This window comes from Brevibacterium oceani (assembly GCF_017948325.1).
GTDB lineage: Bacteria > Actinomycetota > Actinomycetes > Actinomycetales > Brevibacteriaceae > Brevibacterium > Brevibacterium oceani.
Window position 1 is genome coordinate 171,463 of record NZ_CP072846.1, and the last position, 26,773, is coordinate 198,235.

Consider the following 26,773-nt stretch of genomic DNA (forward strand, 5'->3'; position numbering starts at 1 on the left):
CTCTGCCCCACGGCGTTCGTGAGAACTCGCTCGAAAATCCCGTGCTCTGACACTTGCTTTTAAATGTGATCACATTTTACGCTGAGTGCAGATGTCAGCGTGAGGATGCGCTGGCACTCAGAGAAGAGAGGGGGTGTTCCCCATGAAGGATGCAGTCATCGTCGGAGGCGGACTCGCAGGACTGTCCGCGGCTTGGCGGCTGCGGAACTGGGATATCACGGTGTTGGAGTCGAACCACAGAGTCGGTGGGCGAATCCGGTCGGAGAACCGCGGACGCTACTTCCTCAACTGGGGCGGACACATGTTCGCCGGCGGGAAGTCATCGACGAACGAACTCATCACCGAGACCGAGACGCGCACGAGCGAGATCCCGGGATCCCTGTCGGCGGTGTCGATGAACGGCAAGCTGCTCATCGACGGGCCCGTTCAGTCGTATCCCTTCCGGATCCCGATGTCGCTCAAGGACCGGGCATCGATGATCAAGGCCGGCGTCAAGGTCTCGGCCGATGTCCTCCGCTACGCCAACGCCGTGCGTCTGCGCCCGAACGAAAGCTCGGAGATGCGCCAGCAGCGCATCTACGACTTCGAGAACGACCGCTCGTTCGCCGACTATATCGGGGAACTCTCCGAAGACGCCGAGGCGATGTTCCGCCCGACCATCACTCGTTCGGCCGCCGACCCCGACGAGCTCGCCGCCGGTGCCGGAATCGGCTACTTCAGCCTCGTGTGGAACATCGGTCAGGGCCTCAATCGCAGCATCGGGGGAGGTCCGTCCAACCTCGTCGAGTCGATCGCTGCGCCGCTGCAGGAGAACATCCAGCTGGATGCGAAGGTCTACGAGATCGTCCATAAGAAGGACCATGTCGTCGTCCGCTACCGGCAGGACGACATCGACCATGAGATCGAGGCGCTGTCCGTCGTTCTCGCCACTCCCGCGACCGTTGCTCACCGGGTTGCGGTCGACCTGCAGGAGGACAAGCGCGAGGCGCTGTCGAAGATCGTCTACGGCCCCTACGTCTCCGCGGCGTTCCTCACCAATGAGACCGAACCCCAGCCGTGGGACCGGGCATATGGGATTGCGACCCCGAAGCGTTCGTTCAACGTCGTGATGAACCAGGGCAACATCGTCCGCGGCACCGAGAGTCAGCGCCAGCCCGGGGGCAGCATCATGACCTTCTCCCCGGCAAGTCTGGCCCGCAAGCTGCTCGACCTCGACGATGCGGACATCCTCGACACCTACATCTCCGATCTCGACGAGGTGCTGCCGGGCTTCGCCGGCATCGTCGAAGAGGCTCATGTCCAGCGCTGGCGCACGGGAGCACCGTACTGCTTCCCCGGGCGCGGAAAGCTTCAGCCCACGCTCAATTCGCTGTCGGGAAGGGTCTTCCTCGCCGGCGACTACATGGGCACGCTGTACACCGAGACCGCGATCAGCTCCGGCTTCACCGCAGCGCAGGAGGCCGCGAACATCCTCGTCACCGCCCGTCAGACCCGCAGACACCATCCGGTCCAGCACCCGAACGAGGACGAACCGCCGCGGCACGACGCGGCCACCGCCTCGGCGCGGGAGACGACGACGGGGATCACCCCGCACACGTCCACCACCAACACTTCAGCATCCACCACTTCGGAGGCATCATGACCACTCAGCTGCGCGGCGTCCTCACCGCCCTGACCACCCCCTTCGACGCCGAGGAGAACATCGACTTCGATGCCCTCGGCCGCGTCGTCGACCGTTCGATCGACGGCGGAGTCGACGGCCTCGTCGTCGGCGGATCGACCGCCGAATTCGCCACGATGACCGCCGAAGAGCGCGAGCAGATGGTCGGATTCGTCATCGACCGCGCCGCCGGCCGCGTCCCCGTCGTCGCACAGACCGGGGCGACGACCACTCGCGAGGCCATCCGCCAGTCCCGGGCCGCGCAGGCCGCAGGCGCCGATGTGCTCATGATCGTCACTCCCTACTACGAGCCGCTCACCCTGGCCGAGACCCTCGACTACATCCGCACGGTCGCTGCTGCCGTCGACATCGACGTCATGCTCTACAACATCCCCGGAGCGACCGGGGTCAACCTCGACCCGGACACGGTGCGCACCCTCGCCGAGGAGATCCCCAACGTCCGCTACATCAAGGATTCCAGCGCGGACTGGGAACAGGGGCTCAAGCTCATCCATCACCACAGCGACGTCATCGGCACGTTCATCGGCTGGGACTCCTACATCTACTCCGGCCTCGTCGAGGGCGTCGCCGGAATGGTCGCCGGCGCCGCGAACGTCGTGCCGGCCGAGATCGTGTCCGTCGCTGCGAAGATCGCCGCCGGCGACCTGACCGGGGCGTTGGAGGAGTGGAAGAGGCTCTATCCGGTCATCGACGCGATGATCTCCGAGCCGTTCATCCAGTCGGTCAAGGCCGGCCTCGAGCTTCGCGGCGTTCCGGTCGGGTCACCTCGGCGACCGATGGCCGATACCGACCCCGATGCCCGGGAGCGGATCAAGGACGCGCTGGCCGGGCTGCGCGGCTGATTGCGGCTCAGGCGCGAGCGAGCAGAGCTGTATGAACCTCGGCGGGGACGTCGATGACCTCACAGCTGCGCTTGCGGCCGAAGTCGATGCCGAAGTCACGGTGCAGTCGGTCGAGGTGTGCGGCGACGCGGTCGACGTAGCCGGGGTCGAAGGCCTCTGGTGAGATCGCGACGGCGGTGAGTCCGATGCCGGGGTTCTCGTCGCCCTCGGCATGGCTGGGTGCATCGAGTGAGAAGCGGCCTCCGCCGAGGTTCGCGAGGAATTCGACCATGAGCGCGATATTGCTGCCTTTGACTCCGCCGAACGGCAGCAGTGAACCAGCGAGTGCCGCGTGTGCATCGGTTGTCGGTCTGCCGTCCGGGCCGATCGCCTGACCAGCCGGAATGCCCTCCCCGCGGGTCGCGGCATCGCGGATGTTCACCCACGCGGTCTCGCTGCTCGCCTGGTCGAAGAAGCGCGGGCCGTCGGCGTGAGGCACGGCGAAGGCAAAAGGGTTCGTTCCCGTCACGGGAGCCTCGGCGCCGAAGATCGACATGAGCGCGGGCGAGTTCGACGCCACGAGGGCGACGAATCCCCGCCGGGCGATCCGATCGACATAGTGGCCGAGCTCGCCGGCGGTATAGGCGTTCGTGATGCTCAGCATCGCCACACCGAGGCGGTCGGCAGCGTCGATCAACGACTCGAATGCCGTGTCGAAGGCAAGCTGAGCAGTGCCGGTGTCGGCATCGACATGGTGGGCGGCCGGAAGGCGGGATGTCAGCACCGGTCGTGCGGCACCGTTGATCCGCCCAGCCTCGAGGGCATCGAGATAGTCGACGAGGTGCGCCGTGCCCACCTGGGTCTTGCCGCGCCGGTCAGCGGCCACCGCCGAGGCGGCCAAGGACCGGGCCATCTCCGCTGATCCGCCCGCCGCGAGCACCGCAGACGTGCTGAGTTCGTTGAGCTCATCGGGGGTCATGGTCACGGTAGGGGTCTCGGCTGGCGTGGAATCTGCGGGGTCGGGCATGGCTCACACGTTACCGGGAATGTGCTCGCCCACGCCGTCAGCGGTCAATCCGTGGCACGGGAGTTCACTTCGCGACGACGCGGAAGGTCTCCATTCGTGAATCCTGGGCTCCGCGGACGTAGCCCGACGGCGCATCGGCGGTCATCTGCAGGAACGTCACAGCCTCCTCGCTGAGCTCCTCACCGGGAAGGACATTCGGAATGCCGGGTGGATACGCGGCGAGAGCATCCGCGGACACCCGGCCGACCGCCTCGGCGGCGGGAACGACCTCGGAGGCGGCGAAGAACGCCTCCCCGATCTCCCGATGTTTCGCGCAGCTGCCGGGGAGGACGATCGGACGCTCGGGTTCGGACTCCGAGCGCGGCAGCGCCTGCAGCGCGGACCAGAACCGTTCGACGTCGACCGGGGAGGTCGCCCCGACGAGGAGCAGCAGCGCCGAGGGCGTCGCGAGCTCGCAGTAGATCCGATGATCGCGGATGAGCAGGTACTGCGCGTCCGTTCCGGTGATCCCGGCACCCCGCGTGTCGATGACGACCTTCAGCGGATCATGGTCGATCGCATCGCGGCCGGCGAGGATGTCCGGAGTGGCATCGCGGAAGCGCGCATCCGCACGGACTCGGCCCCGGATGTCCTCTGCGGTTCTCAACGCCTCACCGATCGCCTCGGGATGGGTGACGAGGTGCCGCCTGGCCTCGTCGAGGGAGGCGAGCAGGAGCGAACTGCACGAGGTCGACTGATACGACCTGACCACGCGATCGACGAGCGGTTCGAGTCGCTCGGCCAGCCGACCATGACCGAGCTGGACCATCGCCGACTGGGTGAGTGAGCCGGCGCCCTTGTGCGTGCTCGAGATGACGAGATCGGCGCCGCAGCGCACCGCGTTGACGGGCAGGTCCGGATGCAGGCCGAGGTGCGAACCCCACGCCTCATCGACGATGAGCGGGACATCGTGACGGTGGGCCACCTCGGCGATGGCGGCGATGTCGGCCACCGCCCCGAAGTAGCTGGGGGACACGAGGTAGACCGCTGAACTGGAAGGATGCTCGCTCAGCACGTGCTCGACCTGGGCGGGAGTCACTCCGTGGGAGGACCCGAGGCCGGCATCGACGCGGGGGTGGAGGAAGTGCGGGCGGAGGTCGGCATGGGTGATGCCGTCGATGACGGAGGAGTGGACGCTGCGCTGGCAGACGAACTCGCGCCCGAGTCCGCGCACGACGGTCGTGGCGATGTGGTTGCCGCCCGAGGCCCCGTTCGTCGTGAACCACGTCCGCGACGCACCCCAGGCCTCGGCGGCCAAGGCCTGCGCGCGGTCGATGGGGCGGATGCGCGTGTGGTCGATCATCCGCCAGTTCTCCTGATCGACGCCGCTGAAGAGCATGGGGAAGTCGATGCCCAGCGCCTCCTCGCCGACGACGTTCGCCAGCCCCGGCGCGTGCTCGCGGCTGCCCTGATGGGCAGGCACGTGGAGGCGCAGCCAGTCCTGCTCGGCCAGGCTGCGCAGGGCATCGGCGTACGGGGCCGCGTGATGGCGTGGATCGTCCGCGAGCGTGGCCGCGGTGGTGGGGATCGTCCGGGCGGATTCACCCGCCGGGGTGGGGGCGGTCGCCGAGGCTGCCGTCCCCGGGGTGGCCGCTGGGTCGTTCGGTCCGGTGACCATGTCATCGTGTGCACGCATGAGTCCCAGCGTAGGGATCAGCGGGGGACGAGGATATAGCAAGATATCGCACACAGTGACATAGTGGGTATGCCATGATGAATCTTCAGCAGCTCCGCGTCCTGCTTGCGATCCGGGACCAGGGCAGTCTCAATCGAACCGCCGAACGACTCGGTTACGGGGTGCCGACCGTCACCCACCATCTGCGCACCCTCGAATCGCATCTGCGGGTCCGCCTCGTCGACCGGTCGCGGCACGGAACGCTGCTGACGGCCTTGGGGGAGTCCTTCGCCTCCGAGGTCGAGAATGTGCTCGCCGGGCTCGACCGGGCCGAGCGCATCGTCACCGCTCAGCGCGACGCGGGCGCGGTCACCGTCCGCATCGGGTCATTCCCGTCGATCGGTTCGCGGCTGCTGCCCGCGGCGATCGCGGAGCTGAGAGCGCGGACCTCGGTGCGGGTCGAAGTCGTCGAGGCCGAACCGAGCGAGGTCGTCCGCATGCTCCAGGCCGGCGAGGTCCATGCCGGGATCATCTACGACATCCCGGATCTGCCCGAGTTCACCGGTCCTGGCCTGCGGTTGAGCACGCTGCTCGACGAGCCCTACCGGATCATGGTCGCCGCCGACGGTGAGCTGGCGAGGCAAGAGGTCCTCGATGTCGCGGACATGGCCGACGTCGACTGGGTCGTCAGCCGCAATGAGGCCGAAGCCTCGGTGCGGGTGCTCAAGAGGGTCTGTCGTTCGCTCGGCCACGAACCCCGGGAGCTCATGCGCAGCGACGATCTGTCGATGATCCACGGTCTCGTGGCCGAAGGCCTCGGCTGTGCATTGAGCACCGAGGCGGCCGTCGACACGGACTTCGCCGTCGCCCTCCGCCCCGCCGTGCAGGACCTCGGTCAACGGCGGGTCTCGTTCGTCACCCGGACGGGCCCTGTGCCCGCGGCGGTCACCTGGCTGGGCGAGAGCCTCGCGGCGGTGGCAGCGGTGCGGGGGACCGCCTCGGCGAGGGAGTGAGCCAGGGGTCTGCTCAGCGGTCGCCGGTGTCCGGGGCCGGGTCTGACTGGGAGGACAGCGCCTCGGCGATGGCCTTCGCCTCACGGCGGAGCAGAGCGACGAGGCGTTCGACCCGGGACCCTGTGACGCGGTCGGCGATCGACGCGATCGACAGGGCGGCGCGGGGGCGGGAGCCGCGGATGCGCAGCGGCACCGCCACGGCCCACGACCCCTGCGCGAAGAGCCCGGGATTGTGGACGAAGCCGTCGATGCGGGCCTGGTCGATGATGTCGCGCAGCGCCTCGACGGACACCTTCGGATAGCGTTCGGTCAGGATCTCGGCGTTGGCCTCGAACTGGGCGTCCACCTCGGCGGGGGAGAGCTCGGAGAGGATCGCCAGCGATCCCGCGCCGATGCCCAACGGGTGCCGGTCGCCCACGGACAGGGCGTTGTTGAAGATCTCTCCGAAGCCCTCCTCACGGCGGGCGCAGATCGAATAGCTGCCCGTGCGCAGAGTGAGGAACACGGTGTCCTGGCTCAGCTCCGCCAAGCGCAGCAGGCTCGATTCCGACTCCGTGACCAGCGGATCCACCGACTTCTGCGCGAGCTGGCCGAGGATCTGCGACTGCACGCCGAGCCGGTACCCGCCCTCCTCGAGGCGTTCGACGTAACCCATCGCGATGAGTGCCTGGAGCATGCGGTGGACGCTGGCCTTCGGTCGCCCGCTGATCGAGGCGAGTTCGGACAGACTTGCGCCCTCTCGGCGTTCGCCGGCGATGAGGCCGACGAGGTTGAGCAGGGTCAGTGCGCGTTGGATGCTCTGGGCGCCGGTGCCCGGTTCGAGGCTGTCGACGGCGTGGGCGACGTTGAACGAGGCGGAACGGCGCAGGATCCGACCGCGCATCTTGATGCGGTGTTCTTCGCGGAGTTCCTCGTTCGGGTCGGCGCCGTTGTGCATATCCCCATTATGGACCGTGGGGCATGGGGGCAGTGAGGCGCGCGTTGGGCCCCGATGCGCTCGACCCATGGGTCTCGGCCATGTGCCAGAGTCCGACCACAGTTGTCTTGACGGCAGTGAGCGAACCGTTTGACCGACCCGACGCTGCGATCACCCGCGGCGATGCCGCCGACGGGGTGGCGACGATGAAGGAAGAATCGGAGGTTCCGATCCGCTCCCACGGCTCGCTGTCGATGAGCCGCGCCCTCATGGCCGCCGGACTCGCCGACCGCCTCCAGATCACCGTCGACCCTGTCATCACAGGTCAGGCCGGTGCTCAGCCGGTCGTCGCCGGTGCCGTGGACGTCGATATCGAGCTCCTCGAATCGACGCTGCTCGACGGTGACATCCGGGAACTCGGCTGCCAACCGAGACTGCACGGGCAGGGCGGCCGGCCCTCCTCCCCGCCCGCTTCGACCCTTCCTGGCGAACCGAAGGACTCGGTGCCGGTGCCTCTCTTCCACAGACCGACTTGTGGTCGACTCACAAACGGTCCCGGTGAAGTCTGGGTCGACACACGAAGCATCCGTGCTGTGTTCTGCGCCACACTCGAAGAGCACAGAAGCAATGACGCAACAGTGAGGACATCATGTACGACTACATCGTTGTAGGAGCGGGATCAGCCGGATGTGTGCTGGCCGCACGACTGAGCGAAGACCCCGACGTCAACGTCGCGCTCATCGAGGCCGGAGCCGCCGACACCGCCGACGAAATCCACATTCCCGCCGCCTTCAGCTCCCTGTTCAAGAGCCAGTGGGACTGGGACCTCGACACCGAACCCGAGCCGGAGCTCCACCGCCGCCGCGCCTACCTTCCCCGCGGCAAGATGCTCGGCGGCTCCAGCTCGATGAACGCGATGATCTACATGCGCGGCAACCGCGCCGACTACGACCAGTGGGCCGCCGACGGTGCCAACGGTTGGTCCTACGACGAGGTGCTTCCCTACTTCCGCAAGGCCGAGTCCAACGAACGCGGTGCTGATGACTTCCACGGAGCCGACGGTCCGCTGACCGTCTCCGAGAGCCGGTCGATGAACCCGCTGTGCGACGCGTGGGTCGACGGTGCCGTCGAAGCCGGCTTCCCGCACAACGAGGACTTCAATGCCGGTGAGCAGCTCGGCGTCGGACGCTTCCAGACGACCCAGCGCGGCGGCATGCGCTGCTCCACCGCGGTCGCCTACCTGCACCCGGTGGCGGATCGGAAGAACCTCACGATCATCACCGACGCCCACGCGAGGAAGGTCGTCTTCGACGGGCAGCGCGCCGTCGGCATCGAGATCGAACGCTACGGCGAAGTCGAGGAGATCCGCGCCGAGCGCGAGGTCGTCCTCTCGGCCGGTGCCTACGGTTCGGCCCACCTGCTTCTGCTCTCCGGCGTCGGACCGGCCGCCCAGCTCGACGCGTTCGGCATCGAGAAGGTCGCCGATCTGCCCGTCGGCGAACGGATGCAGGACCACTACATGGTCATGCTCAACTACACGACCGAACTCGAATCGCTCATGACCGCAGCCACCCCGGCCAATGCCGAACTTCTGCAGAAGGAAGGCCGCGGCCCATTGACCTCGAACATCGGTGAGGCCGGCGGCTTCTTCGAAACCCGCGAAGGGCTCACCGGGCCCGATGTGCAGTTCCACTCGACCCCCTGCCTCTTCGCCGAGGAGGGGCTGGGTGCCCAGATGGTCCAGGGCCTGGCCGCCGGACCCTGCGTGCTCAAACCCACGAGCGCCGGAACGCTCACGCTGCGCTCGCCCGACCCGAAGGTGGCCCCGCGGATCCTCCACAACTACCTCGGCTCCGATGAGGACAAGCAGAGCATCCTCGCCGGTCTGCGCATCGCTCTGAATATCGCCTCCCAGCCGGCGATGCAGAAAGTCATCTCCGGTGACCACATCGTCCCCGCAGGTGCGAGCGATGAGGAGCTGCTCGAATTCGCCCGCCAGGTCGGTCAGACGCTCTACCACCCGACCTCGACCTGCTCGATCGGCCACGTCGTCGACCCCGAGCTCAAGGTCATCGGCGTCGAAGGTCTGCGCGTCGCCGACGCCTCGGTGATGCCGACCGTCGTACGCGGCAACACGAACGCCCCGACGATCATGATCGGCGAGAAGGCCGCCGACCTCATCGCCGGCGCCCGCACCGCAGCCCGCACCCAGACCGGAACCACCGCGGGCACGGCCGCGACCACGCATGCCACCACATCCGCCACCGCACCGAAAGAGGAGATCCCGGCATGACCGACGTCCCCACCTACCAGATGTTCATCGACGGCAATTGGGTCGATGCCCCAGAGACCTACGCGATCACCTCGCCGGCCACCGGCGAGACCGCTGCCCGGGTCGCCTTCGGCGGCGTCGAACACGCCGATGCCGCAGTCGCCGCAGCCACCGCCGCCCACGCCGAGGGCGCCTGGCGCAACATGAGCCCGGACGAGCGCGCCGACATCCTCGACCGGATCGCGGCCAGCATGGAGGCGAAGGCCGATCGGCTGTCCGCCCTGGCGACCGCAGAGAACGGCGTCACCGTGCGCACCGCCGGCGCCTTCCACATCGGACTCGGCGTCGCGAACCTCCGCGTCTTCGCGGCCATGGCCCGCGGTTTCGCCCCCGAACAGGACAACCCGCTGGCCCCTGAGTCGCCGGATGCCCGCGCGACCATCCGCCGCGAACCCATCGGCGTCTGCGCTGGCATCGTGCCCTTCAACTTCCCCCTCGTGCTCGCCGGGTGGAAGCTCGGACCGGCACTGGCCGCAGGCAACACGTTCGTGCTCAAGGCCGACGAGAATACCCCGCTGACCCTGCTCGAACTCGCCCGTTCGGCCGAAGAGGCAGGGCTGCCGCCCGGTGTCCTCAACGTCATCACCGGTCCCGGCGAGACGGTGGGCGCCCGCCTGGCCGAACATCCGGACGTCCGGAAGATCGGCTTCACCGGATCCACCGAGGTCGGCAAGTCCGTGCAGCGCGCCGCCGCCGACAACCTCAAGAAGGTCACGCTCGAGCTCGGGGGCAAGGGCCCGAACATCATCCTCGACGATGCCGACCTCGATGCCGCCATCGACGGTTCGATCTTCGCCTTCCTCATGTACTCCGGCCAGGTGTGCGAGTCCGGCACCCGCCTGCTCGTGCCGAATTCGCGCAAGGATGAGATCGTCGACCGCCTCATCGCCCGCCTCTCCGACGTGCGCATCGGCGACCCGACCGATCCCGCCTCCGATATGGGCCCCGTGGCCTCGGCCGATCAGAAGGCCCGCGTCGAACGCTACCTCCAGGTCGCCGCCGAGGAGGGGGCGACCCTGGCCTACCGCGGAACCCTGCCCGAGGGGCAGATGTTCGAGACAGGTGCCTGGGTGCCGCCGATCGTGTTCACCGACGTCACCAACGACATGCGCATCGCCCGCGAGGAGGTGTTCGGGCCCGTCCTCGTCGTCATCGGCTACGAGGATGAGGCCGAGGCGATCGAGATCGCCAACGACAGCGAATACGGTCTCTCTGCCGGCGTGTGGGGCTCGTCCGAACGCGCCCGCGTCGTCGCCAACGAACTCGAAGCCGGCACGGTGTGGGTCAACGACTGGCACGCAGGCTTCCCGTTCAACCCGTTCGGCGGCTACAAGCAGTCCGGCATCGGCCGCGAGCTCGGCCCCGATGCCCTGGCCGAATACACCCAGGTCAAGTCCGTGCAGGAGAGCCTGGACAACGATTGGGCCAAGCACGGCTACGCGCTCGTGCTGCCGGCTCCCGCACAGGTCCCAGCCGGCGTCTGAGCTGAGCGACCCGCCTGAGCTGAGTGACCGGCCCGACCGGCCGGATCGAACCGACCCCCGCGCCGAGGTGGCCCTCCCGATTCAGGGAGGAGCCGCCTCGGCGCGGGGTTGCCTTGTGCGGGTGGAAGCGCCCGAGATCAGGTGAAGCCTCGCCTCGGCGCGGGGATCTGTCGTCAGTGGGACGGGGCCCTGTCACGGGCGGTGAGCATGCGGATGGCGACGATCGTCTCCTGCAGATCGGTGAAGCTGCGGACGTTGCGGCCGGTGCGTTCGGCCGCCGAGTCGAGGCGGTAGTACGCGGTGTTGACGTGGACGTGGAGGTGCTCGGCGGCGAGCTTCGCGTTGAGGTCGCATGCCGCGTACTCGAGCAGCGTCTCGATGAGGACGCCGCCTGAGGCGAGGTCGTCCTCGACGAACCGGCGCAGCTCGGGACGAATGAGCCGGTGGGCCACCTCGTCGTCGAGGGTGACGAGGTAGTCCAGCGGAGTCAGCGCATTGAGCGACCGCACCCCGGGCCTGTCGTCGAGGCTCTCCCGCGCGAGCACGGCCTCCCGGTAGGCATCGGGCACCCGGTGCAGGCCCTCGTGGACCGTGCTCGTACCCACGCACAGGTCGATGCCGTGGCGGGTCAGCTCCCGGTGGGCCCGTTCGAGGTCGGCCAGGGTGGTCGAACCGTCGGAGGTCACCGGGGTGATCCCGACGATCTGGTCCTGGAGGACCACGGCGATGCCGCGCCGACCGACGTCGAAGACCGAACGGAAGGCGGAGACGACCTCCCGCCGGCGCTGCTCGTCCGGCATAGGAGTCTGGGAGGTGGCGGTGGCCACGAGCACACGCGAATTCACCCGCAGGTCGGAGATCTCGGCGAGGTCGGCGCTGGGGCCCGGCGCCAGCTTCCTGCCGGAGAGCAGATCGTCGACGAGGTCACGCCGGACCCGATCGCCCTCGGCCATGTCGAGCTGCTGGGTCTCGAGATAGGCGACAGCCCCGACGGAGCTGCCCACCTCGATGACGCTCATGACGTGGATGGCGATGTGCAGCGCCTCGTCGCGGGTCTCCTGCTCGGAGTCCGAGGCGTCGACGATCGCCTCCCACAGTGTCTCCTGCCCGATCCGGAAGCCCGTGAGGAAGTCCGGCAGGGTCACCCCCTGCCGCAGCCGCCGCCTGGCCTGGGACGCGGTGATCGGGAAGTCCTCCGCGGTGGCGCGCCGGCCCTCTTCCAACGGGGTCAGGGCCGCTTCGAACACTGTCTCCGTGTGCGCGGTGAGGTCGGCGGCGAGGTTCTTGTCCGGGCTGTTCGGATAGGCAGGCACCTCCCGCCAGGTGCGGCTGACCGAGCGCTGAATCGTGGCCGGCAGCGATGCGCGGACACGGTCGATGATGCGTAAGACGAGCGGAGTGGCGACCATACGCTCAGCATACGATCTGTTCTTGTTGTTCGGCCACAAGGGAGGGTTTGCGATTCTGTTGCACATCCCGTTGTCTGCGACTCTCGTCAGCGGGATTATGGGTGCTGTATAGCCGAACGGCGGGAGTCGCTCGGCGAGACTCGCAAACCGGGACCTCCCTCGTTTCCGCTGTGGTGCGGCCACAGCCGGTGGTGGGATCGCCGCATAGGAGCGGAGAGGTCGCCCGGACGAGAGTCCCCAAGCAAGAACTGAAGCACCAGCACCCCAGCCGGTCAAAGAAGAACGAAGCAAGCCTGGAGGAAGCGATGACCAACCTCGCCGACAATCTCACCGCCACCGCGAGCAAGCACGGTGACCGACCTGCCGTCCGCCTCGGCGACACCGTCGTGACGTACCGCCAGCTGCAGGACCGTGCCCAGAGGGTCGCGACCCTGCTGAAGCAGAGGGGCGTCGGACCCGGCGACCGTGTCGGTCTGGTGCTGCCCAATGTGCTCGAATTCCCCGTCCTCTTCTACGGTGCGCTGTCCATCGGAGCCGTCGTCGTCCCGATGAACCCGCTGCTCAAGGGCCGGGAGGTCCAGTACTACCTCGAGGACTCCGGGGCGTCCGTCGTCTTCGCCTGGAAGGACATGGCGTCCGAGGCCGGGAAGGGCGCAATCGAGGTCGGCATCGAATGCATCACCGTCGACCCTGCGACGTTCACCGACGACCTGGCCGCCTTCGAACCCACCACCGAGGTCGTGTCCCGAGCAGAGGATGACACCGTCGTGCTCCTCTACACTTCGGGCACCACCGGCCAGCCCAAAGGCGCCGAACTCACCCACTTCAATATGATCACGAACGCAGCCGTGACCGCCGAGACCCTCACCCATCTCACCGAGACCGATATGGTCATGGGGTGCCTACCGCTGTTCCACTGCTTCGGCCTGACCTGCGGACTCAATGCCTCCGTGCTCAGCGGCTCGTGCCTGGCGCTCATCCCGCGCTTCGACCCGATCGAAGCCCTTGAGACCATCCAGGGCGCGCAGGTCAGCGTGTTCATCGGTGTGCCGACGATGTACGCCCGCATGCTCAATGCCGAAGGGCGCGAGAAGTTCGACGTCTCGAGCCTGCGCTCATGCATCTCCGGCGGTTCGGCGATGCCCGTCGAGGTGATGAAGAACTTCGAATCCGCCTTCGACTGCATCATCCTCGAAGGCTACGGCCTGTCCGAGACCTCACCCGTCGCCTCCTTCAATCAGCCCGGAATGGAACGCAAGGCCGGGACCATCGGCGTGCCCGTGCGTGGGGTCGAGATGAAGCTCGTCGACATCGACGGCAGCGACTGCCCGACCGGCGAGGTCGGCGAGATCGCGATCAAGGGCGAGCCCGTGATGAAGGGCTACTGGGGCCGGCCCGAGGCGACGGAAGAGGCTGTCCAGGACGGTTGGTTCTTCTCCGGCGACCTCGGCCGACAGGACGCTGACGGCTACTTCGAGATCGTCGACCGGAAGAAGGACCTCATCATCCGCGCCGGCTACAACGTCTATCCGCGCGAGGTCGAAGAGGCGCTGTACGAGCACGAAGCCGTCGCCGAGGCGGCCGTGATCGGAATCGCGAACGATGACCTCGGCGAGGAGATCGGCGCCGCCGTCGCGCTCAAGGCCGGGTCGACCGTCGACGCCGAGGCACTGCGTGCCTTTGCGAAGGACCGTGTCGCCGCCTACAAGTACCCGCGCAATGTGTGGATCGTCGACGAGCTGCCCAAGGGACCGACCGGCAAGATCCTGCGCCGCGAGATCTCCGCGCCGGAGGGAGTGTGAACCGAGGAAGTGAGCTTCGGCCGGTGGAGGCGGCGCGGGAGGCGGACTCGGACCTTCGTTCGTGGTCCAGGCCCGCGGATGAATCGCTGCGAACGGCAGAGGCGCGAGAGACTGGGTCGATACCGGTTCTGACGGACTGGTAGCGGCGGTCTCGGTCCGAGAGGCTGTGACCATGGCGACATCCGGGAAGATCGCGAGCTGTTCGCAGCGTTGCACCGGTGAACTCGCGAAAGGATCCGCTCATGACCGTACCGGCGACCACTTCGGCGCCCGCATCTTCGCAGCACTTCGTCCGCGTCTCCTATGACGATCCGCTCGGGGCTCCGCTGCTCGAGGACCTGGAGCGCGAGTACGACGAACGGTACGGGGACGTGCACGAACAGCCTGCGCGGACCGAGATCCTGCGCTATCCTCCTGAGGCGTTCGCGGCTCCCACCGGGGCATTCATCCTCCTGCTCGACGGAAAGGAGCCGATCTCGGGAGGCGCATTCATGCGCTGCGATGACACCACTGCCGAGTTCAAGCGGATCTGGACCCACGCCGACCACCGTGGTCGCGGACTCGCCGGTCGAGTGCTGGCCGAACTCGAGGACGAGGCCCGCCGACTCGGCTACACGCGGGTGTATCTGACTACGGGACCCCGCCAGCCCGAGGCCGTGCGGCTCTACCTCAAGAACGGCTACACCCCGCTCTTCGACCCCGCGCGCGAGGCCGAAGAGATCGGCATCCACGGCTTCACGAAGGACCTCGCGAGCCTCGGCGGAGTCGGCGAGGCCACCAGCTGAACCGGTCGGGCAATTGCCTGGGCCGGCATCACATCTTCCGGCGAACCCCGATCCAGAATGTGGAACGACGGTATCGCAGGGTCGCAGCCGCCTCGGCGAGGTGGGTCCTAGAATCGAATGGGCCCGGCCGCAGACGACGACTCAGCCGCAGTCAGCGGCCCGGGCTCGAACTGACTCCCGCAGGGAGAGCCGGCGAACCCCGACCCGAAAGGTGAGTGCGACGTGTCCGAGACCGTCCTCGATATCGCGAATGTGACGTTCCGACGTGGGCAGACGCAGATCCTGCACGGGATCGATCTGCGCATCGCCGCCGGCGAGCACTGGGTGCTCATCGGACCCAACGGGGCCGGAAAATCGACGCTGCTCAGCTTCGCCTCGGCGCAGGTGTTCCCGACCTCGGGCACGGTCGACATCCTTGGCCAGCGGATGGGCCGGGTCGAACTCGCCGCCCTGCGCCGCCTGATCGGACACGTCAACCCACGCCACCCGCTGCGCTCGAACCTGTCCGTGACCGAGGTCGTCCTCACCGGACTCACCGGCACCATCGAACGCCCCATGCGCTGGGAGCCGAGTGCCGACGACCTCGCGAAGGCCGAGGCCCGCATCGCCGAGGTGGGGCTGTCCGCCCGTGCCGATGCCGGGTGGAAGGTGCTGTCCCAGGGGGAGCGAGGGCGTGCGCTCGTGGCCCGGTCGCTCATCTCCGACCCGCAGCTTCTGCTCTTCGACGAGCCGACGACCGGCCTCGACGTCGCCGCGCGCGAACAGCTGCTCGAGACCATCGACGACTTCTCCGTGCGCTCGCCGGAATTGGCGACCGTGCTGGTGACCCACCATCTTGAGGAGATCCCCGAGACCACCTCGCACGCCGCGCTCATCTCGGACGGACGACTGACCGCGGCGGGCCCCATCGCCGAGGTGCTCACCTCCGAGCAGGTCTCCGCCGCCTTCGACCACCCGATCGAGGTCGGCTTCGCCGACCAACGGTGGTCGGCGCGTACTGTCCGTGGTGCTCGCTCCGTCGCCGTCTGACTGTGGACCGCGAGACTGTGGGCTGAAGTCGTCGGGCCGATGCGATGTCGGGCGGGCCGGTGCGCCCGCCCTGTCATTGCACGCGCACGCGCATGCGCCTAGGCTTGAAGCATGAAGATGAGTACCGTGTGGAGCATCATCGGCGCGATCGTCGCCATCATCATCGCGTGGTGGGTGGTCAACGTCGCGTTCTCCATCGCGTGGTTCCTCGTCAAGGCCATCATCACCGTCGTCGTGGCGCTCGCCATCTTCGGCCTCATCAAGGCCTCACTGAAGTCCAAGGACCGACAGCCCTAGGCTCTTGCAGCGACCTGCCCGGCCCGCTGGGGCAACCGCCATTCGCCGAGCGTCCGAATCGCCGACGCCGTGGCTAATGAATCACAGATCGCCGAGGCTGGTGTTCGCCCCGCAGAGGACGACGCAGACCTTCTCTCCCTCACCCGGGACGTACGCACCCTCACCATGGATTCCGGCCAGTGCCGTGGCTGCGGCATGTTCGACGGCGAGCCGGTGCTGGTCCCACAGATGCGCTCGGGCACCGACGATAGCGTCGTCGCTGACGAGCACCGAGGTGACCAGATCCGACTGCGCCGCGGACAGTGCCAGCGATGTGGCCCGGCGGGCGCCGAGTGAATCCGAGGCCACCGAATCCACCGGCACGTCGACCGGCTCACCCGCTTCGATCGCCGCATTCAGTGCTCGACAGTTCTCCGGTTCCACCGCGATCGTCCGCACTCCGTGGTGGGTCGCCGCCGTCGCGACTCCGGCGAACAGCCCGCCCCCGCCGACCGAGACGACGACGGTGTCGAGATCGGGCACCTGGCGGAGGATCTCGGTGAATACCGTGCCGGCGCCTGCGGCGATGAGCGGATGATCGTAGGCATGCGAGGCCAGCGCCCCCGATGAGGCGACGAATTCCTGGCAGGCGGCGGCCGCCTCGGCGTATTCGCGACCGATCAGTCTCACCTCGGCGCCGTAGGAGCGCAGGCGCTCGACCTTGACCTCCGGCGCGGTCTCCGGGAGGAACACGGTCGCGGGCACCCCTGCCTCGCGGGCGGCCCACGCGCAGGCCAGGCCGGCATTCCCGCCCGAGGCAATGGTCACTCCGGCCTCGGGGAATGTGCCCTGATCGAGGTGGGTGCGGATGAAGTTCTGTGCGCCGCGGGCCTTGAACGTGCCCGTATACTGCATGAATTCGAGGGCGAAGTACAGCCCGGAGGCGGCTGGATCGGTCGTCGGCGCGGCACTCCAGGCGGCACCGGTGTCGGTCTCCGCGGCGGGCAGGTTTCCCGGCTGCGCCGAGGCGACCGCCACCGGGCGCACGCGTCCGGCGATCTGTGCGGCGGCGGCCTCGACGTCGGCGAATGTCAGTTCGGTCATGGCAGTCATGCCTTCAGCCTATGCGAGAGCAGCAGCAAGGTTTCGTCTCCTGCGGCTGATTGTTTGGTCGATCCACCGTGATCCAGGCGCCCAGAACGCGGTGGATCGACCAAACAATCGGGTACAAGGAGACGACTCGAGGGGTGCGCTGAGGACCATCACCTGTGCGAGGGGCCGGTGACGGCGTGTGCCGGACTCGGCGTCGCTGGATGTCTCAGTGGTGCTTGGCCACTCCGAGGTCGACGCCCTTCGTCTCCTTGACGAGGCTGACGCCGATGAGCGAGATGATGCACACGATGATCATGTAGATCGCAATCGAGATCGACGAACCGGTCTCGGCGAGCAGCGTCTCGGCGATGGTCGGGGCGAAGGCGCCGCCGAGGATCGCGCCGAGCGCATAGCCGATCGATACTCCGGAGTAGCGGACCTGGGCGGGGAACATCTCCGCGTACATCGCCGACATGGGGCCGTAGGACAGGCCCATGCCGACGGTGAGGACGAAGATGCCGATGCCATACATCCAGATGTTGGCCATGTCGATCATGAGGAACGTCGGAATGAGCCACACGATGAGCAGGATGTACCCGATCTGGAAGGTGCGCACCCGTCCGAGCCGGTCCGACAGCGCCCCGCCCCACATTGTGAACACCAGCCAGCCGAAGCTCGCGAGCGTCGTCGCCAACAGCACGGGTGCCCGGTCGAGTCCGACGGAGCCGCCCTCGGCGAGCGGGCGTGAAGCATAGGCGGCGAAGAACGCGATGATCATGTACCCGACGGCGTTGTTGCCGATGAAGATGAGCGCCGAGAGGATGACTTCCTTCGTGTTCTTCTTGAACAGGATGCCCAGGGGAGCCGAGGATTCGGCCCTGCGCTCGGCGAGCTCGGCGAAGACGGGGGACTCCTCGACCTGGCGGCGGATGTAATAGCCGATGAAGACGAGGACGACGGAGAAGAGGAACGGGATCCGCCAGCCGAAGCTCGCGAACTGTTCGGGGCTGAGCACCGTGGTCAGAATCCAGATCACGCCTGTCGCGAGGATCATCCCGACCGGCACGCCGATCTGCGGGTAGGCCCCGAAGATGCCGCGCTTGGAGATCGGCGCGTGTTCGACCGACAGCAGCGCCGCCCCGCCCCATTCGCCTCCGGCCGAGAAGCCCTGGAGGATCCGCAGCAGCGTGAGCAGGATCGGGGCACCGATGCCGATCGCGGCATAGGTCGGCAGGAGGCCGATGAGCGAGGTCGCGGCCCCCATGAGGATGAGCGTGAGCACGAGCATCTTCTTCCGCCCGATCCGATCGCCGAGGTGGCCCGCGATGATCGCGCCCAACGGCCGGAACAGGAAGGAGATCCCCAGAGATGCCCAGGCCATGATCTGCCCGAGTGCCGGATTGTCCGCGGCGAGCGGGCCGAAGTACTGCGTCGAGAGGATGAGACCGGCGGCCTGGGCGTAGATGAAGAAGTCGTACCATTCGATGGTGGTGCCGACGAGGGTGCCGGCGAGGACCTTGCGCTCCTCGCGGGTGATCGAATGCGGTTCGGTCGGATTCGGTGTGATGGGTCCTGATGAGGTGGCGGACATGAGTGGGTCTCCATTGACTCGTGATGTCGACGATGGCCGATCCCGCGCCGATGCGGAGTGCGGTCATATTGTGACTACTTGGTCAGTAATTCTAGTCGATCATAGATCAGCGATGTGCTGTGCGCCACTCGTCCTTCACTCCGGAGCCACCGGTGACAATTACCGACCGATTGGTTAGTATATTTTCAAGGAAGCGGCAGCGGTGCCGAAAGCGGTTGCCGTGAACCGGGAGACAGTGTTCCACCAGGAGAGCAAAGCATGACCGACACCCTCAGTTCCTATGTGACCGGAGCCTGGCACACGCCCGAAGCGAACGACAATGCCCGCCCCGTCCACGATGCCGGGACCGGTGAGCTCCTCCACCACGTCAGCTCGGCCGGCATCGACTTCGCCGCCGTCGCCGACCAAGCGAAGACCACCGGCGTCACCGAACTGCAGAAGCTCACCTTCCACCAGCGCGGAGTGATCCTCAAGAAGCTCGGCGGCTACCTCATGGAGCGCACCAAGGGCTACCACGAGATCTCGTTCACGACCGGCACCACGAAGCGCGACGCATTCGTCGACATCGAAGGCGGCATCGGCACGCTCTTCACCTACTCCGGCGTCGCCCGTCGGCAGATGCCGAATTCGACGGTCCACCTCGACGGCGGGATCGAACGCCTGTCGAAGAACGGCACCTTCGTCGGCCGCCACATCCTGACCTCCCGGCAGGGGCTGGCGCTGCAGATCAACGCCTTCAACTTCCCAGTCTGGGGCATGCTCGAGAAATTCGCCCCGATGTTCGTCGCCGGAGTCCCCGTCGTCGTCAAACCCGCCACCGACACCGCTCACCTGACCCGCGCCGTGGTCGCGGACATGGTCGAATCCGGGCTGCTGCCGGACGGGGCCATCCAGCTCATCAGCGGCGACGTCACCCCGCTCTTCGATCATCTCGCCGAACAGGATGCGATCGCCTTCACCGGCTCAGCGGCAACCGCACGGCGGCTCTCCGGGCTCGACTGCGTGACCGAGCGCGGCACCCGATTCTTCGCCGAGGCCGACTCGCTGAACTTCTCCCTGCTCGGCCCCGATGCCGGCCCCGGCACGCAGGAATTCGACCTCTTCGTCGACGGCGTCGTCGCCGAGATGACCGTCAAGGCCGGGCAGAAATGCACCGCGATCCGGCGCACGATCGTCCCGCAGGCCCACGCCGAGGCGGTCGGCGAAGCCGTCATCGCAAAGCTGTCCGCCCAGGGTGTGGGCGACCCGCGCGAGAAGTCCACTCGCCTGGGCCCCGTCGTGTCGACCAAGCAGCGCAGCGACGTCCTCGATGCGATCGATGAGATCCTCGCCGGGGGAGCTCATCTGCTCGCCGGTGGTCGCGAGGAGTCCGACCGCCTGGCCGCCGAGCACGGCGGCGCGTATGTCGCGGCGACCGTGCTCCAGGCCGATGACGCCTGGGTCGATGCCGTCCACGACATCGAGGCCTTCGGGCCCGTGACCTCGATCATCACCTATACCGACACCGAGGAGGCCGTCCGTCTGGCTGCCCGTGGCCGGGGCTCCCTGGTCGGGTCGGTCGTCACCCACGACTCCGAGTTCGCCACGGAATTCGTCCGTCAGGTCGCCCCCTGGCACGGCCGCATTCTCGTCCTCGACCGCGATGACGCCGAGGAGTCGACCGGTCACGGTTCGCCCCTGCCGAACCTCATCCACGGCGGTCCGGGTCGGGCCGGCGGCGGCGAGGAGATGGGTGGACTGCGCGGTGTCGAGCACTTCATGCAGCGCACCGCGATCCAGGCCTCCCCGGACATGCTCACCGCGATCGGCGGGGAATGGGTGAACGGTTCGGAGCGCCGCCTCGGCGATCATCCGTTCACGAAGTCGCTTGCGGATCTGCGCATCGGGGATGCGCTCGAGTCCGAATGGCGTGAGGTCACGCTCGATGACATCGAGCACTTCGCGAACTTCACCGGCGACACCTTCTACGCGCACATGAACGAGGAGGCGGCCGCGGCGAACCCCTTCTTCCCGGGACGCGTGGCGCACGGCTACCTCATCGTGTCCTTCGCCGCCGGACTCTTCGTCCAGCCGGATCCGGGCCCCGTGCTCGCGAACTACGGGCTCGAGGGGCTGACCTTCATTACACCCGTCTCCCCAGGTGATCGGCTCAAGGTGACGCTGACGGCCAAGCGCATCACCCCGCGCGAGACCGACGAATACGGCGAGGTTCGCTGGGACGCCCAGGTCGTCAACCAGAACGAGGAGCCCGTCGCGAACTACGAGGTGCTCACCCTCGTGGCCAAGGAGTACTGAGGGGCAGCTGTCCGTCAGAATAACCCAGTCGACAGAAACGGCAGATATGAGTCGTCCCGCCCCGAAGACGCAGATCTTCGGAGCGGGACGATTCTTTTATGAGTTCGGTTGTCGAAGAGTGCCGAACCGTGTTCGGGAACGTTCACTCTGATTCAGCGATCGCCTCGGCGACGCTGCTGAGGTGGTCATGCATCGCTGCCGAAGCGGCTTGGGAATCACGGTCTGTGATCGCGTCGATGATTTTCAAGTGCTGGGGAAGCGACACCGCAGGACGACCCTCTCGAGCAGAGAGACGGAACTGATGACGGACGGCTTGGCCGCGCAATCTGCGGATGGTGTCCGCGGCAGTTGCCTGGCCGCTGATATCGATGATCAGTGCATGGAGACGTCGGTTCTGTTCGGCATAGATATCCAAGGCGCCCGTTGAAACTGCCTCCGACATGGTGGTCCCGATCGCTTGAAGCTGTTCGATCTGTGCATCGCTGGCCTTGGCAGCCGCCTTCGATGCGCAGAGGCTCTCAACAGCGGATCTGACCTCGATGATCTCTACGGCCTCCTCGATGGAGACGGCCCTCACGCGTGCGCCTCGGTGACGGATGCGCTCAATGAGCCCTTCGGTGGTCAGCTCGGACAGAGCGATTCTCACATTGCCTCGAGAGGCTCCGTACTCTTCTGCGATGTCCGTCTCCACGAGGCGCTGGTTGGGGACGAGCCTGCCCTCTACGATTGCTTCGCGGAGCTGAGTAGCAAGTTTCTCGGCGCTCATTGGCTTGGCTCTCTCCGGGGATGAGACGCGTTGTGCTGAGGGTGTCACAGAGGGGAGGGTCCTTTCGCGGTCCGTCGTGGCTTCCTCCTCGAGCGGCGGGTGTCTCGGCTCGGGTGGTCGATTCTCTCACTCAGGATATCTGATCTGTGCGACAATATTGTCTTCCAAATTGTCAACAATATGATTAACGAGTAGGCTCGTTCTCGGTCGACCGCCGAGACGATCGGCTACGTCGGTTTCAAACTGAGTGGGAACCCGGCGATTCCGACATGAACAGGTACAAGGAGGTACATCGTTGACAGAAGTCACCACTGATTCCTGGCTGGAGTGGAAGAGGGACCTGGCCGACCCGCAGGTGATGCTGCCGGAGTCATCGGTGGACGCGCATTGCCACGTCTTCGGTCCCGGGGCCGAGTTCCCTTTCGCCCCGAGTCGAAAATACACGCCAGGTGACGCCAGCAAGGCCGACCTCGAGAAATTACACCAGCACCTGGGCTTTGACCGTCGGGTCATTGTGCAGGCCAGCTGTCATGGTCGTGACAATTCGGCATTGCTCGACGCTCTCGACCACTTCGGAAACTCGGCGCGAGGCGTTGTTGCCCTAGGACCGGACGTGAGTCACGAAGAGTTGATGGCGATGCACGAGCGTGGCGTGCGTGGAGTCCGTTTCAATTTCGTCAAGCGGTTGGTGCAGAGCCAGCCGATCGGGGAGCTACAAGAAGTCGCTGAAAAGATCCGCGACCTAGGCTGGCACATCGTTCTCTACTTCGAGCCGCAAGATCTCCCCGAACTCGAATCATCCTTCTCCGTGCTCGGAGTTCCACTCGTCATAGACCACATGGGGCGCCCCGACGTCGGCAAGGGCGTAGATTCGCAGGAGTTCGCGGAGTTCCTCCGTTTTATCGAACGCACGCAAGCGTGGGTCAAGATCAGTTGCCCTGAGAGGCTGACAAAGGTCGGTCCGTTCGCGGTCGACGATGCTGAAGCGATCTACGAAGACGTTGCGCCTTTCGCTCGCCGTGTCCTCGATGAGTTCGGGAACCGGGCGCTGTGGGGAACTGACTGGCCCCATCCCAACCTCAAATCACATATGCCTGACGATGCCGTCATGCTCAACTACTTATCGCAGATCACAGAGTCTGATCGGGACCTGACACAGCTGTTAGTAGATAACCCCGACGCTCTCTACTGGACCGGAGAGATCCAATGACTAACGCCCACGTTTCGACAAGCAATCCGGTGAATAGAATCAACCGATTGCCAATGACCAAGATCCACTTCAGGATCATCGTCCTCATCGCGGTCGCCTACTTCTTCGAATTCGCCGACATCAACACTTTTGCGGCAACCGCTCCTGAGATCCGGCGAGTCTGGGGACTGAGCGTAAATTCCGTCGCCTACATAACGTCGATCTCGTTCGTAGGAATGTTCATAGGCTCACTGATCGGGGGTTGGATCGGTGACAAATGGGGGCGTAAGACGGGGCTGCTGCTGACGACGGGATGGTTCTCGTTCTTCTCTCTGCTCACCGTCATCGCCTGGGATGGCCTGTCTATGGGGGTGCTCCGCTTCCTCACATCAGCCGGTCTGTCGGCTATGACCGTCATCGCGGTCATCTATGTGAATGAGCTTTTCCCAGCCAAGGTCCGCGGTCGTTATCTGGCATATGCGATGGTGATCGGCATCTGCGGGACGCCAGTAACAACTTTCATTGCAAGCTTTATCGTCCCCCTCAGTGATGACAGTTGGAGGCTCGTATATGTGTGGGGCGCACTCGGCGGCATCGTATTCATCGGGTTCAGGTCGCTCGTAGAGTCACCGGCTTGGCTGGAGAGCAAGGGAAGGATCACGCAAGCGGCAGCGGTACTCACTGAGCTCGAACACCGGATCGAAGCTACCGGGGCCGTCATCCCTCCTGCCGCGTCGGTAGTTGCCGAATTGAAAAAATCTCACAACACTCCGTTCCGAACGCTCTTCCAGCGCAAATACACTATCCCCCTCATCGTGCTCAGTCTGCTGTGGATCACACAGACAGTCGGCTTCTTCGGCTACTCCAGCTGGGCACCGACTCTCTTGGCCGACCAAGGCTTTGCCATCGAGAAGTCGATCTTCTATGTGGCTCTGACTACCGTCGGAGCTCCCTTGGGGTCGCTGCTGGCGGCTCTGCTCACCGACAGGTTTGAACGTCGCTGGCTGCTTGTCATCGCCGGAGGCGTCATCGGCGCTTGTGGTCTGCTCTATGGTTTGACGTTTTCCCCCGTCTTCATCGTCGTCTTCGGATTCCTTGTGAACATGTTCGAGCGAGCGTACACCAGCTTGGCCTACGCCTATTCTCCCGAACTCTTCGATACGCGAACTCGATCCCTCGGTACTGGTCTGACATACGGTATCGGGCGACTGTCGAATGCAGCCGGACCACTGATCATTGCCGCGATCTATACCTCGCATGGGTACTCCTCAGTCTTCGTTTTCATTGCCGCTACATGGTTCTTCGGAGCTCTGGTCCTAGCTGTATTGGGACGTTCAACACGGAGCCAGAGGCTGGCAGGCGTCGACACGGATAATGCAGAGGTTCCCGCATGAGCGGAGAATCCCAACGCTCGTGTGTTCCGGGGATGATCATGCGTGGCGGGTCCTCGCGCGGGCCGTTCTTCCGTGCCGAAGATCTTCCGACCGATCGCTCTGACCGTGACCGAGTTCTGGCCGACATTATGGGCAGTCCGCATCCGCTTCAGGTCGACGGTGTGGGTGGGGGACACCCGTTGACCAGCAAGGCCGGTATCGTCTCAGCTTCCGAGGAGACAGGGATCGATTTGGACTTCACCTTCGCGCAGCTGCATCCTGATTCCGCGTCGGTGCGGACCACAGCGAACTGCGGAAATATGCTCTCAGCGGTTGTGCCGTTCGCCATCGAAACGGGCATGCTCGCCGCCCACAGTGATTGGACGAGCGCAGTCGTGAGGTCGGTGAATACCGGGTTGCTTTCCAGAATCACGGTTCACACACCCGAATCTGTACTGGGCGGAGCGCGCTATGTCGCCTATGACGGCGACGTGGGTATCGATGGAGTCCCCGGGACCGGATCTGGAATTGATATCCGCTTCGTCGACACTGCGGGATCTGTCGCGGCAACCCTCATTCCGACCGGACGCATGATCGACGAGATCGCTCTCGAGTCCGGGCAGACCGTAGAGGCGACGCTTATCGACAACGGACAGCCTTTGGTCCTGCTCCGTGCATCGGATCTTGCACGAACGGGGTACGAGACCGTCGCCGAGCTGGAGCAGGATGACGAACTCAAAACCGTACTAGAAGAAATCCGGTTGAAGGCAGGAGAGCTTATGGGGCTCGGCGACGTTACCGAAGACAGCTACCCCAAAATGACCTTAGTCGCGGCACCAGCCGGCGAAGCGGCGATAAGCACCCGCAGCTTCATTCCGCTCCGAGTGCATGAGTCCATCGGAGTCCTCGCTGCTTTGACCGTAGCAACCGCCGTTCGGCTAAGTGGGACGATCGCCGCAGACGTTGCCGCTCCAGAAGAGTCGACACCCGAGGGCGGACGATTGCGCACCCTAACCATCGAGCACCCAAGCGGCGGGATCGACATCACGTTAGAAGTCGACCCTGATGGAGAGGTGACATCAGCGGGAATCACACGGACGGCGCGACTGCTGATGTCCGGAGAATTCCACCTTCGCAACCTGGCAGATGTCCGAACTGAAGAGGAAAGAAAGGCACAACCATGATCATCGATTGTCACGGGCATTACACCACTGCGCCCGGGCAGCTCGGCGAATGGCGAAAGGGACAGATCGCCGCATTCGAGAGCGGCTCATCCTGGACGGCCAAGGGGCCGACGATCAGCGATGATGAGATCCGCGAATCACTGGAGACGAACCAGCTGCGGTTGATGGACGAGCGAGGAATCGATCTCACCGTATTCTCTCCGCGTGCTTCCTTCATGGCCCACCATATTGGTGACTTCACTGTTTCATCGGCATGGGCCCGGATCTGCAACGACCTGTGTGCCAGGGTCGCCGAGCTGTATCCCGAGCGGTTTGCTCCGGCAGCTATGTTGCCGCAATCTCCCGGAGTCGATCCGGTGACCTGCGTCGATGAGATCCGCCGGACAGTCTCCGAACACGATATTGTGGCGATCAATCTCAACCCGGACCCCTCCGGGGGCTATTGGTCGTCACCGCCGTTGACTGACGAGCGGTGGTTCCCGATCTACGAGGCCATGATCGAACACGACCTTCCTGCGATGATCCATGTCTCTACTTCGGCGAATCCGGCGTTTCACACCACGGGTGCCCACTACCTCAATGCAGATACGACCGCAGTCATGCAGCTGATCGAAGGTGATTTGTTCACTCGATATCCCGAACTGCAGTTCGTGATCCCACATGGAGGTGGGGCCGCGCCCTACCATTGGGGGCGGTTCCGCGGTCTCGCCCAGGCTATGGGCAAACCGACGTTGGACGAACATCTGCTTGGCAATGTCTCTTTCGACACTTGTGTATATCACCAGCCCGGAATCGACGAATTGCTGTCGGTGATTCCTGCGAAGAACGTCCTTTTCGCGTCGGAGATGATTGGCGCCGTGCGTGGAATCGACCCGAATACCGACCGATACTTCGACGACACCATTGCGTATATCGAGGCCGCTGAAATCAGTGACGAGCAGCGAAAAGCAATCTTCAGCGATAACACCAGACGGGTATACCCCCGTTTGGACCGACGTCTTGTGGCGCAAGGCTGCTGACACGGGCGGCCCACGCAAAAGCGACAGCGATTCTG

The 26,773-nt window shown here is 65.5% G+C and carries 22 protein-coding genes; 15 read left to right on the forward strand and 7 right to left on the reverse strand.

The features are described from left to right. The first annotated feature begins 142 nt into the window (after positions 1 to 142). The gene (locus tag J9314_RS00765) at positions 143 to 1,642 is read left to right on the forward strand and encodes a flavin monoamine oxidase family protein (protein ID WP_210604024.1); all 1,500 of its coding nucleotides are present in this window, start codon (positions 143 to 145) and stop codon (positions 1,640 to 1,642) included. Next, positions 1,639 to 2,523, forward strand: a complete 885-nt coding sequence (dapA, locus tag J9314_RS00770) for a 4-hydroxy-tetrahydrodipicolinate synthase (RefSeq protein ID WP_210604025.1) — start codon at positions 1,639 to 1,641, stop codon at positions 2,521 to 2,523. The genes J9314_RS00765 and dapA overlap by 4 nt, the downstream gene beginning before the upstream one ends. Positions 2,524 to 2,530: 7 nt before the next feature. On the opposite strand, the gene J9314_RS00775 is transcribed toward dapA, so the two are convergent. Both J9314_RS00775 and J9314_RS00780 read right to left on the reverse strand, forming a co-directional pair. Continuing rightward, a complete protein-coding gene (locus J9314_RS00775; protein WP_210604026.1) occupies positions 2,531 to 3,529 on the reverse strand; it encodes an Ldh family oxidoreductase in 999 nt (332 codons plus the stop codon). 64 nt (positions 3,530 to 3,593) lie between these two features. Then, positions 3,594 to 5,204, reverse strand: a complete 1,611-nt coding sequence (locus J9314_RS00780; RefSeq protein ID WP_246490539.1) for an aminotransferase class I/II-fold pyridoxal phosphate-dependent enzyme — start codon at positions 5,202 to 5,204, stop codon at positions 3,594 to 3,596. 74 nt (positions 5,205 to 5,278) lie between these two features. On the opposite strand from J9314_RS00780, the gene J9314_RS00785 reads away from it, so the two are divergent. Next, positions 5,279 to 6,196: a LysR family transcriptional regulator gene (locus tag J9314_RS00785; protein ID WP_210604027.1), complete on the forward strand. Its 918-nt coding sequence runs from the start codon at positions 5,279 to 5,281 to the stop codon at positions 6,194 to 6,196. Between the two features lie 13 nt (positions 6,197 to 6,209). Here the strand turns inward: J9314_RS00785 and J9314_RS00790 are convergent, their stop codons facing one another. Further along, a complete protein-coding gene (locus J9314_RS00790; RefSeq protein WP_210604028.1) occupies positions 6,210 to 7,133 on the reverse strand; it encodes an IclR family transcriptional regulator in 924 nt (307 codons plus the stop codon). Between the two features lie 80 nt (positions 7,134 to 7,213). Between J9314_RS00790 and J9314_RS00795 the strand changes: the two genes are divergently transcribed. From J9314_RS00795 to J9314_RS00805, 3 genes are read left to right on the forward strand one after another with little or no spacing between them, the layout of a single operon-like run. Next, complete coding sequence (locus J9314_RS00795) at positions 7,214 to 7,783, forward strand: dihydrofolate reductase family protein (RefSeq protein WP_281412388.1); 570 nt, start codon at positions 7,214 to 7,216, stop codon at positions 7,781 to 7,783. Then, positions 7,762 to 9,405 (forward strand): GMC family oxidoreductase, encoded by a 1,644-nt coding sequence (locus J9314_RS00800; RefSeq protein WP_210604030.1) that lies wholly within the window; start codon positions 7,762 to 7,764, stop codon positions 9,403 to 9,405. The genes J9314_RS00795 and J9314_RS00800 overlap by 22 nt, the downstream gene beginning before the upstream one ends. Further along, on the forward strand, positions 9,402 to 10,928 hold the full coding sequence (locus tag J9314_RS00805; RefSeq protein WP_210604031.1) for an aldehyde dehydrogenase family protein: 1,527 nt from the start codon (positions 9,402 to 9,404) through the stop codon (positions 10,926 to 10,928). The genes J9314_RS00800 and J9314_RS00805 overlap by 4 nt, the downstream gene beginning before the upstream one ends. Positions 10,929 to 11,101: 173 nt before the next feature. Here J9314_RS00805 and J9314_RS00810 read toward each other — a convergent pair whose 3' ends face one another. Then, positions 11,102 to 12,337, reverse strand: coding sequence for a PucR family transcriptional regulator (locus J9314_RS00810; protein ID WP_210604032.1), 1,236 nt, complete (start codon positions 12,335 to 12,337; stop codon positions 11,102 to 11,104). A 305-nt stretch (positions 12,338 to 12,642) separates the two neighbouring features. Here J9314_RS00810 and J9314_RS00815 point away from each other — a divergent pair, with 305 nt between their 5' ends. The 4 genes from J9314_RS00815 to J9314_RS00830 all read left to right on the forward strand — a co-directional run bounded on the left by J9314_RS00815 (position 12,643) and on the right by J9314_RS00830 (position 16,250). After that, positions 12,643 to 14,139 (forward strand): long-chain-fatty-acid--CoA ligase, encoded by a 1,497-nt coding sequence (locus tag J9314_RS00815; RefSeq protein ID WP_210604033.1) that lies wholly within the window; start codon positions 12,643 to 12,645, stop codon positions 14,137 to 14,139. 242 nt (positions 14,140 to 14,381) lie between these two features. After that, positions 14,382 to 14,924: a GNAT family N-acetyltransferase gene (locus J9314_RS00820; RefSeq protein ID WP_210604034.1), complete on the forward strand. Its 543-nt coding sequence runs from the start codon at positions 14,382 to 14,384 to the stop codon at positions 14,922 to 14,924. A gap of 222 nt (positions 14,925 to 15,146) precedes the next feature. Next, positions 15,147 to 15,953, forward strand: a complete 807-nt coding sequence (locus J9314_RS00825; RefSeq protein ID WP_210604035.1) for an ABC transporter ATP-binding protein — start codon at positions 15,147 to 15,149, stop codon at positions 15,951 to 15,953. A gap of 111 nt (positions 15,954 to 16,064) precedes the next feature. Continuing rightward, the gene (locus tag J9314_RS00830; RefSeq protein ID WP_210604036.1) at positions 16,065 to 16,250 is read left to right on the forward strand and encodes a hypothetical protein; all 186 of its coding nucleotides are present in this window, start codon (positions 16,065 to 16,067) and stop codon (positions 16,248 to 16,250) included. A gap of 81 nt (positions 16,251 to 16,331) precedes the next feature. Here the strand turns inward: J9314_RS00830 and J9314_RS00835 are convergent, their stop codons facing one another. Both J9314_RS00835 and J9314_RS00840 read right to left on the reverse strand, forming a co-directional pair. Continuing rightward, on the reverse strand, positions 16,332 to 17,342 hold the full coding sequence (locus J9314_RS00835) for a threonine/serine dehydratase (RefSeq protein ID WP_343207035.1): 1,011 nt from the start codon (positions 17,340 to 17,342) through the stop codon (positions 16,332 to 16,334). Positions 17,343 to 17,547: 205 nt separating this feature from the next. Continuing rightward, complete coding sequence (locus J9314_RS00840) at positions 17,548 to 18,912, reverse strand: MFS transporter (protein ID WP_210604037.1); 1,365 nt, start codon at positions 18,910 to 18,912, stop codon at positions 17,548 to 17,550. A 258-nt stretch (positions 18,913 to 19,170) separates the two neighbouring features. On the opposite strand from J9314_RS00840, the gene paaZ reads away from it, so the two are divergent. Further along, positions 19,171 to 21,207 carry a phenylacetic acid degradation bifunctional protein PaaZ gene (paaZ, locus tag J9314_RS00845; RefSeq protein ID WP_210604038.1) on the forward strand — a complete coding sequence of 679 codons (2,037 nt, stop codon included), beginning with the start codon at positions 19,171 to 19,173 and terminating at the stop codon, positions 21,205 to 21,207. 142 nt (positions 21,208 to 21,349) lie between these two features. Here paaZ and J9314_RS00850 read toward each other — a convergent pair whose 3' ends face one another. Continuing rightward, positions 21,350 to 21,973 (reverse strand): GntR family transcriptional regulator, encoded by a 624-nt coding sequence (locus J9314_RS00850; RefSeq protein WP_210604039.1) that lies wholly within the window; start codon positions 21,971 to 21,973, stop codon positions 21,350 to 21,352. A gap of 295 nt (positions 21,974 to 22,268) precedes the next feature. Here J9314_RS00850 and J9314_RS00855 point away from each other — a divergent pair, with 295 nt between their 5' ends. Genes J9314_RS00855 through J9314_RS00870 form a run of 4 tightly spaced genes read left to right on the forward strand, consistent with a single transcriptional unit; the run spans position 22,269 to position 26,738 of the window. Further along, positions 22,269 to 23,183: an amidohydrolase family protein gene (locus tag J9314_RS00855; protein ID WP_246490541.1), complete on the forward strand. Its 915-nt coding sequence runs from the start codon at positions 22,269 to 22,271 to the stop codon at positions 23,181 to 23,183. A gap of 53 nt (positions 23,184 to 23,236) precedes the next feature. After that, positions 23,237 to 24,556, forward strand: coding sequence for an MFS transporter (locus tag J9314_RS00860; protein ID WP_246490542.1), 1,320 nt, complete (start codon positions 23,237 to 23,239; stop codon positions 24,554 to 24,556). Then, positions 24,553 to 25,719 carry a PrpF domain-containing protein gene (locus J9314_RS00865; protein ID WP_246490543.1) on the forward strand — a complete coding sequence of 389 codons (1,167 nt, stop codon included), beginning with the start codon at positions 24,553 to 24,555 and terminating at the stop codon, positions 25,717 to 25,719. Before J9314_RS00860 ends, J9314_RS00865 begins: the two co-directional genes overlap by 4 nt. Further along, positions 25,716 to 26,738, forward strand: a complete 1,023-nt coding sequence (locus tag J9314_RS00870; RefSeq protein ID WP_210604041.1) for an amidohydrolase family protein — start codon at positions 25,716 to 25,718, stop codon at positions 26,736 to 26,738. The genes J9314_RS00865 and J9314_RS00870 overlap by 4 nt, the downstream gene beginning before the upstream one ends. Positions 26,739 to 26,773: the final 35 nt, after the last annotated feature.